The following is a 13,536-nucleotide window of genomic DNA, read 5'->3' as shown; positions in this document are numbered from 1 at the left end:
GCGACCGGTGATCCCATCTACCGCAGAGTCCTGAACTCCGTCACGTTAGATGTCCACCTATCAATAAGTGGACACTTATCATGACGGAATCAAGCGTGTTGGAAGTTCCTCGCAAGCGTCGCCGCTTCACTGCCGCCTTCAAGGCCAGGATCGTCGAAGCGTGTCAGCAACCCGGTGCCTCCGTTGCCGGAGTGGCGTTGGAGCACAGCCTGAATGCTAACCTGGTCTACAATTGGATCCGTACCACCCGTCAGCAAACGGCTGTGCCAGAAATACCGGCATTTGTACCGGTGCCCATGACTCGCGAGTTGTCACCGGCCACTTCCCAGCATCAGGTGGCGGACCCTATTCGCCTCACCATCCCGCACCCCAACGGCCCGATGGTCATCGAGTGGCCTGCCTCGGAGGCCGACACCTGTCGATCTCTGATTCGGGAGCTGCTCGCATGATCCGCATCGACGAAATCTGGCTGGCTACCGCCCCCCTGGATATGCGGGCCGGTCCGGACACTGCGTTGGCCCGAGTGGTGAAGGTCTTCGGCGCGGCTCGCCCGCACTGTGCTTATCTGTTCGCCAACCGGCGTGGCAACCGCATGAAGGTGCTGGTCCACGATGGTCTGGGCATCTGGCTGTGCGCCAGGCGCCTGAACCAGGGCAAGTTCCATTGGGCTGGCAACCGGCATGGCGATTGCGTCGAGCTCTGCCCCGAGCAGGCCATGGCACTGGTGCAGGGCCTACCCTGGCAGCGTCTCGGCACCGACGGCGTCATCTCTGTCGTCTGACACGCCAGGCCAGGTACGGCACAGAACCTCCCGGCCCGCTATTCGCTGATGCGCCAATCCCACTGCCTTCGGCGGGCTGGCATACTGGCGGAATGACGACGCCCCCCGACTTGACTCAACTCTCTCCCGATCAGCTCCGCCACTTGGCGGCAACGCTGATGACGCAGGTGGAGGAAAAGGAGAAAGCGCTACGCCACAGCGAGCAGGTCAATCAAAAGCTGACCTATGAAATGGCATTGCTCAAGCGCCACGCCTTCGGCAAGCGCAGCGAGCATCTCAATGTCCTGCAGATCAGCCTGCTGGAGGAAGGGGTGGACGCCGACATTGCTGCCATCGAGACCGAGCTGGAAGAGCTCCACCTCACTGCTGCCACGCCAGTGGCAAGGAAGACGCCCAAGCGCACGCCCTTACCTCCCGAGCTACCGCGCACCGAGATTCATCATGATCCGGAGAATGATCACTGCCGGTGTGGTTGTCAGCTGAGGCGGATCGGCGAGGAAATCAGTGAGAAGTTGGATTACACGCCGGGCGTGTTCCACGTCGAGCGGCATATCCGTGGCAAGTGGGTCTGCGACCAATGCGAGACACTGACCCAGGCACCGATGCCGACGCAGATCATTGACAAGGGCATCCCCACCGCCGGCTTGCTGGCCCAGGTGCTGATCGCCAAATATGCTGATCACCTGCCACTCTATCGCCAGGAGCAGATCTTCGCCCGCGCCGGCGTAGCGATTCCGCGCTCCACCCTGGCCGAGTGGGTCGGCACCTGCGGGGTGCGACTTCAGCCGCTGATCGATGCACTGCGTGAAGTGTTGCTCAACGAGCCGGTGCTGCATGCCGACGAAACGCCGGTACCGATGCTGGCCCCTGGCAAGAAGAAGACGCACCGCGCCTATCTCTGGGCCTACGCCACCACCCCGTATGCCGGGTTGAAGGCCATAATCTACGACTTCAGCGAGGGACGTGGCGGACAACATGCCCGCGACTTCCTCGGGAAGTGGCGGGGCAAGCTGGTCTGTGACGACTACAGTGGCTACAAGCAGAGCTTCGCCAACGGTGTTACCGAGATCGGTTGCATGGCCCATGCCCGCCGTAAATTTGTCGATCTGCACGTCGCTGGCAAGAGCCAGATCGCCGGGCAGGCTATCGAACTGATCGGTCAGCTATACCAGGTGGAGCGTGAGGTACAGTCACTCAGTGCAGAAGAGCGTCAACGGCTGCGGGAGACGAAAGCAAAGCCCATCGCCGATGCGCTACATCGCTGGATGCTGGCGCATCGCGAGAAGGTCCCGAATGGTTCGGCGACGGCGAAAGCGTTGGCTTACAGCCTGAAGCGCTGGACGGCGTTGACGCGCTACCTGGATGACGGCGCGTTGCCGATCGATAACAACCGGGTGGAGAACCTGATTCGCCCCTGGGCGCTGGGGCGTTCAAACTGGCTGTTCGCCGGATCTCTGCGCAGTGGCCAGCGTGCTGCCACCATCATGAGCCTCATTCAGTGTGCCAAGCTGAACGGCCATGAGCCCTATACCTACCTGAAGAATGTGCTGGAAAGGCTGCCGACCCAAAAGGCTAGCCAAGTGCACGAACTTCTGCCCCATCATTGGCAGCATACTGCGTGATCACTCACAAGCGGTGATGCCCGAACGCTTACCTCAGTCCAGCGATCAGGTCTTCGCCACTGATGATTGTAGTGGCATAGTGAATCGGGCCACCTGACTTTGAGTTTATGATGGCGCACAGAGACAAGCAGGTGCAAATGATGACGAAGAAGAGAACGTTTAGCCCGGAATTTCGCTTGGAAGCGGCTCAACTCGTGGTCGATCTAGGTTACACGCTGAAGGCGGCGTGTGAGGCCATGGGGGTTGGCATGGAGTATTGGGTTAGCAGACTTCGAGCTGAGCGGGTAGGAAAGGCGCCGCTGAAAGGTGAGGTTCTGACGCCGGAACAGCGTGAGATCCAGGAAATGAAGCGCAAGCTGCGGCGAGTGGAAGGAGAGAAGGCAATATTAAAGAAGGCTAGCGCTCTCTTTATGTCGGACTCCCTGAGCAATTCTCGATAATTGAGCGACTTGAAGAGAGCAGTGCGGGGCAGCACTTGTGTCAGGTGTTTGGGGTGCAGCGCAGTAGCTACCGGGCTTGGCGTGGTCGGGATAGAAGGCCTTGTGAGACTGAGCAGAAACTGCTGGATCAGGTTGTCGAGGCGCATACCGTCAGTAACGGCTCTGCCGGCGCTCGCAGCATCGCAAAAATGGTCACGCAGGCAGGAACACAGTTGAGCCGTTATCGGGCCAGCAGGCGGATGAAGCAGTTGGGGCTGATGAGCTCACAGCCGCCAAGCCACACCTACAAGAAGGCTCGTCAGCCACACACGGATATTCTGAATGTTCTTGATCGGGAGTGAAGTGGACCCCATCCTTTGGACCACCTGACAAGTCGTCCAAGCTCGGACCGGATCATCATCGGCGTTAGGCCGCCTGGGTCAGTGGTTGAGAGAAGTACACTTCATCGGGTGTGGCATCGTCCAGCCCTTGGTGGGGCCGCTTCTTGATGTACCAAGCGAAGTAACGCTTCAGATCCCTTCGCAAGTGGGCGCCACTCTTGAAAGCCTTCAGGTAAACGCACTCGTACTTCCCGCTGCGCCAGAATCGTTCTACGAAAATGTTGTCCTGATAACACCCCTTGCCGTCCATGCTGACCCGGAGATCGTGGGCTTCCAAAACTTCGGTGAACGCTTGGCTGGTGAACTGACAGCCTTGATCTGTATTGACTATCTCGGGCTTTCCATAGCATACCAGGACTTCCTCCAAAGCATCGACACAGAAGTCTGTATCCAGGGTGTTGGAGACCCGCCAGGCCAATACGCGACGGCTATGCTAGTCCATGATGGCCACCAGGTGCATGAACCCGCGTGCCAAGGGAATGTAGGTGATATCGGTCGCTCACACTTGATTGGGACGATCGATGCCCCGCCCCCGCAGAAAGTAAGGATAGATCCGATATCCCATGCCCGGCAGAAGCATGGCTTCGGATAAATAGCCCGTAGGCCCATTTCGCGCATCAATCGCTGAACGCGCTTGCGGTTCACCGCGTATCCCAGACAATTGAGATAGGCTGACATCCGTCGTGAGCCATAGGCCGGTGTGCGCAGGTGTTACGCGTCGATCAGGTCCAGGTCATAGGCCCGTAGCGCCTTGCGCTGATAGTACATTGAGGAGCGACTGATACCGAGTGGCTGGCACCGACGTCGGAGGCTGATGTCGGACGCCTGCGGCTCGACCAGTGCTAGGCGCTGGGCCCGGCTCAACGACCGGGTCTGCGTGACAAAAAAACCGTTCTACCCTTAGCTTGCCGATCTCGCGGTAGAGCGTATCGATCTCATCCTAGGTCTTCTGGGAGGCTTCACCGGGACTCTTGTTCTCGAAGACGCCGGCGGCGCTGTCCAGCAGTTCGCGTTTCCACTGACTCACCATGGTTGGGTGGATCTCGAAGCGGGCCGCGATCTCCGACATGGTCTGTTCCCCCTTGAGGGCGGCGAGAGTTACCTAGGCTTTGAACTCACTGATGTACTATCGACGTTTCCTGCTCATGATCAAGCTCTCCTAGTGGGTCTGATCAGAGCTTAGCGCCTGGTCCGAATTCCGGGGTCCACTTCAGGCGGCACTGATGCCAATGCGGTCGGTGAGTGCCAAAGCCTCATCCTTGTAGGCTTGGGAATAACGGTTACGAGTCTTCTTCACCGACGCTGATTGCCTTGCCATGGGTTACCTCGTTCAGTGTACTTCCTAAATAGGGTGTCCACTGTCACTGGGCAAGATTACTCTCTAGAGAAAACCATGTGCTTGGCTATTCACTCACCATCACCACCAAACTCCCCATCACCCCTTCACATAACGGCTTGATCTCGCTGAAGCCGTCATCGACGGCGAGGTCTGTCTTGGCTTTGGCGTAGGTGGTGCCGTCGGCGGTGGGGTGGTAGCTGGTGCAGTGCAGGCGGATCAGCTTGTCGTCGAGGAAGAGGCCGTATTCGCGGGTCTGCGAGGTGATGGGCGTGCCCTGGTGTCGCTGTGTCATGGCGATATCGAACCAGTAGACCTGACGGTGATCCACTCGGGTCAGGCCGGAGTCGAGCATCTGGCTGTTGATGGGCGCCCATTGCGCCAGTTGATCCGTGGCGGCCATTACCTTGAGCTGCGCGTCGCTGACGGTGTCGCCATGCAGGTCATAGATCTCGAGGATGATCATGTCGGTGCCGGTGCCCGCCTGACTCTGCCATTTCTGCACGATATGCGGCAGGCGACCCTCGGCGGCAGACCACGAGGCGGGCAGATGCAGCGCCAGGTTGATGCCCTGTGACTTGGCGTGGCCCTTGGTGTGGAATTCCTGGAAATAGCCGTCGTACAGCTCGTACACCGGCTCGATCTGATACTTGGTCGCCAGCAGGAATTCCTTGAACGGCGAGGGCAGGTATTCCCCCTGGGCGCGCAGATGAATGGCCTCGATGAAGCGGGCCGCGAAGTCGCTGGTCAGCTTGTCGGTGGTCAGCTGGGAATCCAGTTCCTTCTTTATCTGACGGCGAATGCCATCCAGCACTTCGCGTGCGTGGTCCTTGCCCATCAGGGTGGCGAGGTTTTCCGCCAGACGATGTGTGATGTTCGGGAAGGCATTCTTGAAGTAGGCGGAGGCCAGTTCCGCATCCGGCGCGAGGCCGGGATACTCGTCGGCGATGCGTGACAGCGTGATGTCCTGGGCGATGACGAAGCCGTAGGTACTGCTCAGCGTATTGATGACCTTGGGCGTGGGGCGAAACTGTGCGGCTTCGGCGCGTGCCGAGGCACCGAGGGTGATGAGACATAAGCTCAGGCCCAGTCCAAGCGTCAGGGCGGCGGCAGCCAGCCCGGGAATTGCCCCAAAGGAGCGTGTTACGGCAAACGCCATGCGTGACATCCTGTCAGAGTGCGATCGATTCAATCCTATCATCGGCCTACGGTGACTTCTTGCGTGCTGACGCTGTTCAGTTGCCTAATCAGGCAGAAGTATCAGACTGCGCGTCATGCGACGCACGCGGTTTCCCTTCAGAGAGCAGCAGACAACGATGTCCAGACGACACCAGTATTCGGTTGAACTTGAGTGGACCGGCAATCGCGGTGATGGCACCCGCCATTACACCGCTTATGAGCGTGATTTCGTGGCCCGCGTCAGTGGCAAGCCGAGCCTGGCAGGCTCCGCCGACCCCGCCTTTCGGGGCGACGCTGGCCGCTGGAATCCGGAAGACATGCTGGTGGCCTCCGTCTCGGCCTGCCACAAGCTGTGGTATCTGCACCTGTGTGCTGAGGCCGGCATTCGTGTCATGAGCTATCACGACCACGCCGAGGGCACGATGCAGGAAGGCGCGCCCGCTGCCGATGACAAGACTCAGACAGAGAGCCAGGGGGAGGCGGGACGCTTCACCTCCATCGTGCTGCGCCCCGAGATCACGCTGGCCGCCGGTGACGATATCGCGCTCGCCCATGAGTTGCACCATCGAGCGCATGCGCTGTGCTTCATCGCCAATTCGCTGAATTTTCCGGTCAGCTGTGAGGCGGTGATCACCCATCAGTGATGGGCAGTCCTCAGCCCGCGTCGGACTGACCGTGTCATACAGACCCTGTCAGAAACCAAAAAGGCCACCAGATTGCTCTGGTGGCCTTTTTGGTTTCAGCATCCTAAAGAGTCAGCGTCTTTCCAAAGAAACAGCGTCTCGCGGGCGAATCAGGAGGGTGAATCAACCGCGTGCATTCACTTCCTCGATCAGCTTGCTGGAGCCGGTGAGGTCCGGCAGGCAGGCGCCGTCGGCAATCTTCGCCAGCAGCACTTCTTCGGCTTCTTGAACCTCGATGGCGTGGCTGGCGATGGCCGAGACTTCCTCGGGCGCCATGACGATGACGCCGCTTTCATCGGCGAGGATGGCATCGCCCGGATTGACGACGACACCGCCGATGCTGACCGGCACGTTGAGCGCGCCGCCGATACCGGCGAAGCGGGTGGTCAGCGAGGCGACACCGCGACTCCAGACCGGGAACTGCTTGTCGCGAATGGTCAGCGCATCGGTGGCCATGCCGTCGATCACCACACCCGCCACGCCGAGGCGCGAGGCGACTTCCGTCATCACGCCGCCCCAGCAGGCGCGGTGGCGATCGCCCTGACGATGCACGATCAGCACATCGCCCGGGCGCACCAGGCGCATCAGGTGGTTGAGCAGGGTGCCATCTTCCGGCGGCAGCGAGACGGTGACGGCGGTGCCGGCGATGCGCACCTCGGGCAGCATGCTGGCAATCGCCGGTTCGACGAAGCCGTGGGTGTGGAAGTGGCCGATGGTGGCCGTCTCGCACTGGCGGAGCTGTTCCAGCCGTTCAGGCGCGACCTGCGCTGGCATGTCATTGAGTTGGTACATGGAAGTCTCTCGTCGTGGTCGGTCAGATCAGGCTGGGCAGGAAGGTCGTCAGCCACGGGGCCCAGTAGAGCATCAGCATCGCGAACAGGAAGCAGATGACGATCGGCCAGGCCGCGGCGTAGATGGTCTGCATCGGCGTCGCCGGGGCGGCGCCTTTCACCGCGAACAGGTTGTAGCCGAAGGGCGGGGTCAGACTGCCCACCGAGATGTTGATCAGGAACAGTGTCCAGAACCACACCGGATCAAAGCCATACAGCTTGACCAGCGGCGCGTAGATGGGAATCACCACCATCATGAAGGCGATCTGGTCGATGAACATGCAGGCGATCAGCGGAATCAGCATCAGGATCAGCAGCATCCACACCGGATCGAGATCCAGCCCGGTCACGCTGCTCACCAGACCGCTGGTGGCGCCGGTGAAGCTCAACAGCTGCGAGAACAGCTTCGAACACGCCAGGATCAGGATGATCATGGTGCTGACCTTGAGCGAGGACATCACCGCCTCGCCGGCCATCTTGAACGAGAACTTGCGGTAGTAGGCCGCAACCACCAGCGAGCCCAGCACACCGGTGGCGGCGGATTCGGACGGCGTGGCGATGCCGAGCAGAATCAGGCCGAGCACGGCGAAGATGATGATGGTGAACGGCAGCATGTTGATCACGGCGCGGCGCTTTTCCTGGGCCGTGCCGCCGCCGCTTTCATCGACGGGCGGCGCGCGGCGCGGGTCCAGCGTGATGCGCACCTTCACATAGAGGATGAACAGGGCGGCCAGCAGGATGCCGGGCAGGATACCCGCGATCAGCAGGCGCGCGATGGAGACATCCACCATCGAGCCGATGATGATCACCAACAGACTCGGCGGGATGATCGGCGCGAGACTCGCCCCGCCCAGAATCAGGCCGATGGAGAGCCTGTCGTCATAGCCGCGCTCCTGCATGGTCGGCAGCGCCGAGCGGCTGAGCATGGCGGTCACGGCCAGCGCCGAGCCGGACAGGGCACCGAACAGCGTCGAGAGGGCGACGACGAAGAAGTAGAGGCGACCCTTCATGCGGCCCATCAGGGCATCCAGCGAGTCGAAGATCACATCGATGGAGCCGGAGCGGAACAGCAGCTCCCCCATCAGTACGAACAGCGCGATGGTGGTCAGCGTCTCCGAGGTCATGCTGTCGTAGACACTGTTGGCGAACATGCCAAAACCGGCGGTGCCCATCAACCACAGCGTGCCGAGCACGTTGATGGTCAGGAAGGCGGCGAAAACGGGAATGCCGAGGGCAAACAGGCCCATCAGCAAGGCGATGGCCAGGCCCAGAGAGGTATACCATTCCATGACTCAGGGTCCTTTTCTGGCGGCGGTAGCCGGGGGCATCGCGCGGGTGAAGGCGTGGCGCAGGAAGTACAGGGCGGCGCTGATCATCGCGTAGGCGATGAAGCTGGAGACCCAGTACTTGGGAATGTCGAGGCCCATGGCGGTGGTGGTGTGGTAATTGAACTGACGCAGGCTTTCCTGCACGCAGATCCAACCGGCCACGGCGCAGACGGCGCCGGTCACCAGGGCGAGGAGACGATCATAGAAGGCGCGCGCGGCAGGGCCGAGGCGCTCCGGCAGCACGGTGATGGCGATATGGCCATGGGTGCGTGCCAGTTCCGGCGTTGCCAGCGAAATCGAGAGGCATAGCAGGTAAGCCACCATCGCGCCGGACCACAGGGTGGGTGAGTTGAAGAAGTAGCGCGCGATGACTTCCAGCCAGAAGCACAGGACGATGCCACACAAGGTGACACCGCCCAGAAGGAAGCCTGCTCGCGTCACGCCGTCATGCACACGTGCAAGCAGGGTTAGCATGGTGGATTCCTTACTCGCTGACGGTGGTCAGGTTCTTCTCGATCGCCAGTTCACGCATGGCGGTCACCGTGTCCGGGGTCTTGTCGATGCCCAGCTGCCAGATACCGTCGGTGACGAGGGCATCCAGACGCTCGGCGTCTTCCGGTGCGAATTCGGTAGGCTGCATGCCGGCTTCGTCCAGCGCCTTCCACTCTTCGACTGCCAGCTCATCCAGGATCGGGACGATCTCGGTTTCCAGCTCACGCCCTTCGTCGAGCAGCACTTGCTGCTGTTCCGGCGACAGGGTGTTGAAGGCGTTCAGGTTCATCAGCACGAAGTTGTAGGTCTGACCGAAGGTCGGCTTGGAGTAGTAGCCGGCGACTTCCTGCCAGCCCATGTCCTTGACGCCATTCAGGCCCCAGGCCGCGCCGTCGATCACGCCACGGTCCATCGCGGAATAGACATCGCCACTGGACATCAGCACCGGCGTACCGCCCAGGCCCTTGGTGACGTTGGTATAGGTGGGGCTGCCGCGCAGACGACGGCCATCCAGACCCGGCGTACCGGTGATCGGCTCCTTCAGCACGTACTGGAAGCCGTGGCTGCCCAGCGGCGGAATCGCGATCAGCTTGAGGCCCAGGCCGTTGTAGTGCTCATCGACCATGTCCCACAGGCCGGATTCACGCGTCTGTTCCGGATTCACCGCCACGCCATCCATCGCGGCGCCGACGCCGGTGGTGTTGGTGTGGTAAGCGGCGTGGGTATACAGCAGCTGGAAGACACCGGCCGCAACAGGCTGCAGCTGCTCGAAGGGCGGCACCACATCCGGGCCGGTCAGCTTGATGGTGAGGTCGGCGGCCTTGTTGGCTTCGACTTCCTTGATGAAGCGCTGGGCAATCTCGCGGGAGTAGGCAGTGGTCTGGTCGTAACTGGACAGCATGCGCAATTCGGTGGCCATGGACTGGGTGGCCGGGAGGAGAGCGAGCAGCGGGAGCAACAGAGCGGGCTTGAGGGTTTTCATAGCAGTATCCACGTTATCGTTATTGTGAGCGGGGCAGTGCATGCGGGACTTCTCGTGACCATGATGCTGCGTCCGGGAGATGCATGCGGTACCTGTCCCTGCTTCTTGTTGTGATGGTACGCCTTCAATCTATGAGGCCCTCCCTTCGCGGTCAACGAATCATCAGCCTTTTGGGCTTTCAAATTTCAATACGCAGTATTTGCCAAATTTATGTAAGAAAATATGTGTGTATTGTGCGGTGACAACATGCGGGGATTCCGATGAGAAATTTGCCGATTGATGGCAGAAAAGGCAGGCAAGTCGTCGCAAGGATAGTGGGCAGTCGCTCACGAAAAACCTGCCTGAAGCCATCTGCTCGGTCAGCAGAATGGTCAAAAGAATAGCCATCATGGTGGCCAGCAGAATGGCTATCAGAGTAGCGAGCAGAATGGCTATCAGAGTGGCGAGCAGGAAACCCGCAGAGCGATTGATCCTGACCACGGGAAAGCCCCCGTTGTCGATGCTCTCAAGAGGTCATCGGCAATGGGGGCTTTCGGGTGGTGCATCACTACTTGATAAGCACCGAGCGCAACTGTTCTCTCAGTCAGTCAGCTCGGCCAATCAGTGCGCCAAGTCAGCTCGGCCAATCAGTGCGCCAAGTCAGCTCGGCTAGTCAGCTCAGTCAGTCAGCGCGCCGCGGACTCGGTCGAGAGGCCTAGGCTCGACTTGCGCAGCGCCAGCGGCATCAGCGCCAGCGAGACCGGCAGACCGATCATCACCGGGTGCAGGCCGAAGGGATGGCCCAGCACCTGCCACAGCACGGCGGTAGCCAGCCCGCCCCACATCATGATCACCCCGCCACGCGGGTCTGGCGTGCGACGGCACAGCGCGACCACCGTCGGCACCAGCACACCGCAGACCAGCATCGCGCTGCCGAGAATCCAGATATCGAGCAGACGCGGTGCATAGAGCGCCAGGCCCAGCGAAATCAAGGACATGGCGACCACCGAGTGACGGCTCATGCGCAGCATGAAGGCATCATCGCGGCCCTTCATGCGCGGCTTGATGATGTCGTTGGCGATGGAGGACGCACCGGCGATGAAGAACGAATCCGCGCACGAGATGATGGTCGCCAGCAGCACGACGACCATGCTGACCATCAGCGGCAACGGCAGGGTGGCCTTGATGATGGCGTAGAAGGACAGGTCCGGATTGGCGACCGCGATATCCAGCCCCAGCTTGGCGAAGGCACCGATCAGGACCACGGCACCGCCGACCAGCAGCGTGAAGACGATGGCGACGGCGTAGCCGGTACGTGCCGCCTTGAGGCTGCGCGCGGCCCAGAAGCGCTGCCACAGGTCCTGGCGCACGAACTGATAGGCGCCGATGGTCAGCATGTAGACCGCCAGTTCATGGCCGGAAATGCCGGTCAGGCTCAGGAAGTCAGGGTTGCCTTCGGGCATCGGTGCCGCACTGATGAATTCCCAGCTGCCGCTGGCGTAGTAGACGGTGACCAGCAGGAAGAAGATGCCCAGGGTCTGCAGGGTGCCCAGGATGGCATCTGACCAGATGACCGCCATCAGGCCGCCCAGCCATGTCTTGGCGGTCAGCAGTGCCCAGGTCAGCAGGATGCCCACCGGCAGTGCCAGGCCGAACACCAGCTTGAGCACCGTGGCCACGGCCACGAACTGCATGCCGGTGATGGCCGCGTAGGCACACAGGATGCTGAGCAGCGTCGGCACCCTGACGCCTTCGCCAAAGCGACTGACCAGGAAGTCGGCCAGGGTCACCATGTTGAGGCGCTCGCCTTCGGCGTGGATCTTGCCGATGAAGAAGTACAGCGCAATGCCCGCGAAGGTCATGCCCACCGGCAGCCACAGCTGGCCCATGCCGAAGGTGTAGCCCTTGGAGACGAAGCCCAGCAGGGTCGAACCGCCGACGGCGGTACCGATCAGCGTACAGATCAGCGGGAAGGTCGAGGTGGAACGGCCTGCGACATTGTAATCATCATAGGTCTTGATGCGGCGGAAGAAATAGAGCGAAAGCCCCATCAGAAATACGCCACATGCTATGATCATGATCGAGAGAATGAAGGTTTCTCGGGTATCGAACATCGTCGTGTTTTCCGCTTTATTGATATTGTATTGATCGTCATTAGTGTCTTGAGCGAGGGGGAATATATCACTCGAGGGCAGACGTTGGTGACGCGGTGCTGACTTTATTACCATCTGGCGTACCACCGGGAGAGCTTTTCATTGCGCTCTTGCCGGTCGCGCCACTTTCGGGACAGGAACAATCGCCATGCGACCCATACATGACACGCTGGACTGGAACCTGCTGAGAACATTCATCGTCATCGTCCAGGAGGAAAGCGTCAGTCGGGCCGCGGCGCGTCTCTACCTGTCACAGCCAGCGGTGAGTCTGTCACTCAAGCGCCTGGAAGAGCGCCTGGGACAGCGTCTTATCGAACGGGACAGTCACAGTTTTCGCGTGACCGGGGCGGGGCAGGTGGTCTATCGCGAGGCGGTGGAGATCTACGCCAATGTGGCGCGTCTCGCCTCTGAGGTGGGCAATAGTCATACGGAGATTTCCGGACATGTCTCGCTCCTGTTCATCACCGGCATTGAATGCCGTTTCCTTGATAGCGTGTTCGCACGCTTTCACCGCTGTTTCCCCCAGGTCACCTTCTCGATCCAGGAAATGTCCAGTCACGAGGTGCAGCAGGGCCTGCTGCAGCGCCAGGGGGCCTTGGGTATCTGTCTGGCCCAGCAGACGCCTGAACAGCTGATGTCCCAGGTGCTGGCGCGCCAGAATTACCGTTACTTCTGTGGTCGCATGCATCCGTTGTTCGGTCAGCAGAACCTGCCGATGGATGCGCTGCGCAATGAACGCTATGTCTCCTTTGGCAGTGAGCAGCTCGATGGCGTGCTGTCACCGCTGGCGATGTTCCGTGCCCGCGAAGGCGTGCAGGGTCCGGTGATCGGTCAGTCCAGCAGCCTGCAGGAAATCCGCCGCATGGTGCTGGCCGGTTGGGGCATCGGCTGCATGCCCGAGCACATCGTGCGCCGTGAAGTCGCGGAAGGAGAGTTGTGGCCCCTGCCGCCCTACGGTGGCGTGGCCGATATCGACCTGCACCTGATGTGGCACCGCGAGGCGCGTTTCAGTGCCGCCGAATCCACCTTCGTCAACTTCATGCACAACGCGCTGGCCAAGGTGCCGCTGGAAGAGCGTCTGCATCGCGGGCTGGAAATGCAGCCCGCCGCGGCCTCTACCGCAGCCGACGGCGTGCCGGCCAGTCGCGACCCGCTTGCCGCCGTGCATGCTGATCCTGATGCTGAACGGCTGAATGCAGCCCAGCCGTCTGCGGCCCAGCCGGGTGCGGCCCAGCCGGGTGCGGCCCAGCCCATGTCCGACGAGAATGAGGGCGAGGGCGAAACCGTCTAGACCGAATTTCAGTTTCTAGCCCCATTTCTCGACTACCACCCACGGCACCGCTGCCATCCT

At 60.9% G+C, this 13,536-nt stretch carries 14 protein-coding genes and 1 pseudogene; 7 read left to right on the top strand and 8 right to left on the bottom strand.

What is annotated here, in order from left to right:
- Positions 1–95 precede the first annotated feature (95 nt).
- The 5 genes from tnpA (at position 96) to U0O11_RS17650 (ending at position 3,184) form a co-directional block, all read left to right on the top strand.
- Entirely contained in the window at positions 96–449 is a 354-nt protein-coding gene (tnpA, locus tag U0O11_RS09350) for an IS66-like element accessory protein TnpA (RefSeq protein ID WP_324689574.1), read from the top strand.
- On the top strand, positions 446–781 hold the full coding sequence (gene tnpB / locus U0O11_RS09345; protein WP_175090695.1) for an IS66 family insertion sequence element accessory protein TnpB: 336 nt from the start codon (positions 446–448) through the stop codon (positions 779–781). Before tnpA ends, tnpB begins: the two co-directional genes overlap by 4 nt.
- 92 nt (positions 782–873) lie before the next feature.
- Positions 874–2,403 carry an IS66 family transposase gene (tnpC, locus tag U0O11_RS09340; protein WP_324689573.1) on the top strand — a complete coding sequence of 510 codons (1,530 nt, stop codon included), beginning with the start codon at positions 874–876 and terminating at the stop codon, positions 2,401–2,403.
- 137 nt (positions 2,404–2,540) lie between these two features.
- The gene (locus U0O11_RS09335) at positions 2,541–2,843 is read left to right on the top strand and encodes a transposase (RefSeq protein WP_324689572.1); all 303 of its coding nucleotides are present in this window, start codon (positions 2,541–2,543) and stop codon (positions 2,841–2,843) included.
- Between the two features lie 44 nt (positions 2,844–2,887).
- The gene (locus U0O11_RS17650; RefSeq protein ID WP_442872654.1) at positions 2,888–3,184 is read left to right on the top strand and encodes an IS3 family transposase; all 297 of its coding nucleotides are present in this window, start codon (positions 2,888–2,890) and stop codon (positions 3,182–3,184) included.
- A gap of 64 nt (positions 3,185–3,248) precedes the next feature.
- On the opposite strand, the pseudogene U0O11_RS09330 reads toward U0O11_RS17650, so the two are convergent.
- Together U0O11_RS09330 and U0O11_RS09325 are read right to left on the bottom strand one after the other, a co-directional pair.
- A pseudogene (locus U0O11_RS09330) lies at positions 3,249–4,346 on the bottom strand (IS3 family transposase).
- Between the two features lie 280 nt (positions 4,347–4,626).
- Positions 4,627–5,718 (bottom strand): hypothetical protein, encoded by a 1,092-nt coding sequence (locus U0O11_RS09325; protein ID WP_324689571.1) that lies wholly within the window; start codon positions 5,716–5,718, stop codon positions 4,627–4,629.
- 157 nt (positions 5,719–5,875) lie between these two features.
- On the opposite strand from U0O11_RS09325, the gene U0O11_RS09320 reads away from it, so the two are divergent.
- Positions 5,876–6,382 (top strand): OsmC family protein, encoded by a 507-nt coding sequence (locus tag U0O11_RS09320; protein WP_324689570.1) that lies wholly within the window; start codon positions 5,876–5,878, stop codon positions 6,380–6,382.
- A 162-nt stretch (positions 6,383–6,544) separates the two neighbouring features.
- On the opposite strand, the gene U0O11_RS09315 is transcribed toward U0O11_RS09320, so the two are convergent.
- From U0O11_RS09315 to U0O11_RS09290, 6 genes are all read right to left on the bottom strand, one after another.
- Complete coding sequence (locus tag U0O11_RS09315) at positions 6,545–7,213, bottom strand: RraA family protein (RefSeq protein ID WP_043334961.1); 669 nt, start codon at positions 7,211–7,213, stop codon at positions 6,545–6,547.
- Positions 7,214–7,235: 22 nt separating this feature from the next.
- Positions 7,236–8,540 carry a TRAP transporter large permease gene (locus tag U0O11_RS09310; RefSeq protein ID WP_054556964.1) on the bottom strand — a complete coding sequence of 435 codons (1,305 nt, stop codon included), beginning with the start codon at positions 8,538–8,540 and terminating at the stop codon, positions 7,236–7,238.
- Between the two features lie 3 nt (positions 8,541–8,543).
- Positions 8,544–9,053 carry a TRAP transporter small permease gene (locus U0O11_RS09305; RefSeq protein ID WP_324689567.1) on the bottom strand — a complete coding sequence of 170 codons (510 nt, stop codon included), beginning with the start codon at positions 9,051–9,053 and terminating at the stop codon, positions 8,544–8,546.
- A gap of 10 nt (positions 9,054–9,063) precedes the next feature.
- Positions 9,064–10,053, bottom strand: coding sequence for a TRAP transporter substrate-binding protein DctP (gene dctP / locus U0O11_RS09300; protein WP_043334967.1), 990 nt, complete (start codon positions 10,051–10,053; stop codon positions 9,064–9,066).
- A 162-nt stretch (positions 10,054–10,215) separates the two neighbouring features.
- Positions 10,216–10,533, bottom strand: a complete 318-nt coding sequence (locus U0O11_RS09295) for a hypothetical protein (RefSeq protein ID WP_324689563.1) — start codon at positions 10,531–10,533, stop codon at positions 10,216–10,218.
- A 185-nt stretch (positions 10,534–10,718) separates the two neighbouring features.
- Positions 10,719–12,146 carry a sodium:solute symporter family protein gene (locus U0O11_RS09290; RefSeq protein ID WP_324689562.1) on the bottom strand — a complete coding sequence of 476 codons (1,428 nt, stop codon included), beginning with the start codon at positions 12,144–12,146 and terminating at the stop codon, positions 10,719–10,721.
- 187 nt (positions 12,147–12,333) lie between these two features.
- Between U0O11_RS09290 and U0O11_RS09285 the strand changes: the two genes are divergently transcribed.
- Complete coding sequence (locus U0O11_RS09285) at positions 12,334–13,476, top strand: LysR family transcriptional regulator (protein WP_324689561.1); 1,143 nt, start codon at positions 12,334–12,336, stop codon at positions 13,474–13,476.
- Positions 13,477–13,536 lie beyond the last annotated feature (60 nt).

The organism is Cobetia sp. D5, assembly GCF_035666195.1.
Classification (GTDB): domain Bacteria; phylum Pseudomonadota; class Gammaproteobacteria; order Pseudomonadales; family Halomonadaceae; genus Cobetia; species Cobetia amphilecti.
Note: the sequence above shows the minus strand (reverse complement) of the source record. Positions and strands in the feature narration are given on the sequence as shown.